This is a genomic window from Streptococcus infantis (assembly GCF_019929575.1).
GTDB classification, from domain to species: domain Bacteria; phylum Bacillota; class Bacilli; order Lactobacillales; family Streptococcaceae; genus Streptococcus; species Streptococcus infantis_L.
In genome coordinates this window covers 1-1,120 of the sequence record NZ_JAHZPU010000066.1, presented here as the reverse complement: position 1 = coordinate 1,120, position 1,120 = coordinate 1, and the positions used below count along the sequence as shown (strand labels likewise).

Below are 1,120 nucleotides of genomic sequence, written 5' to 3'. Positions count from 1 at the left end.
GTAGTGGAATGTTGCCTAATTGGCTGGCACAATACAAGAAAAACGGGTATACTATTGTTGAGAAAACAAGAGGGAGAGTACCTGAAATGGGACGTAAGCCAAAGAAAAAACCAGAAGAGATGACAGAACTAGAACGCCTTCAGGCTGAAAATGAGTATTTAAGAGCGGAGAATGCCATTCTAAAAAAGTTGAGAGAACTCCGCTTGAAGGAGGAAAAAGAGAAAGAAGAAAGACGCAGATTGTCAGAGAGTTAGTGTCAGAGTTTCCTTTAGATATTCTTCTAAAGATTATTAAACTTGCTCGTTCAACTTACTACTATCACTTAAAGCAGCTAAACCTAGAAGATAAGAATCAGGCCGTAAAAAACGAAATAGAAACCATTTATAACGAGCATAAAGGTAATTATGGATATCGTCGTATTACTCTTGAACTTAGAAACCGTGGGTTCATCGTAAACCATAAGAAGGTACAACGCTTGATGAAACTGTTGGGGCTAACTGCTCGTATTCGTAGAAAACGTAAGTATTCTTCTTATCATGGAGAAGTTGGTAAGAAAGCTGAGAATATTATTCAACGTCAATTTACAGCTGAAAAACCGATGGAAAAGTGCTATACAGACATTACAGAGTTTTCTATTCCAACAAGTAATCAAAAACTATATTTATCACCAATTTTAGATGGTTATAACAGCGAGATTATAGCGTATACTCTATCGTCTTCGCCAAATTTAAAACAAGTAAAGGATATGTTAGAACAAGCTTTTAGAGAAGAAGAATACGAGAATACTATTCTCCACAGTGATCAGGGTTGGCAATACCAGCATGAGTTTTATCATAGTTTTTTAGAAGATAAGGGCATTCAGCCATCTATGTCTCGCAAGGGTAATAGTACTGACAATGGCATGATGGAATCTTTCTTTGGCATTCTTAAATCAGAAATGTTTTATGGCTATGAGCAGACATTTAAGTCTATAAAGGAACTTGAGGGGGCAATCGTCGACTATATTGATTATTACAACAACAAACGCATTAAGGTAAAACTAAAAGGACTTAGTCCTGTACAATACAGAACTAAATCCTTTGCTTAAATTAATTGTCTAACTTTTTGGGGTCAGTACAAA

The 1,120-nt window shown here is 35.9% G+C and carries 1 pseudogene; it reads left to right on the top strand.

The features are described from left to right. Positions 1 to 1,087, top strand: a pseudogene (locus tag K1I67_RS09655) (IS3 family transposase); the annotation flags it as partial. Positions 1,088 to 1,120 lie beyond the last annotated feature (33 nt).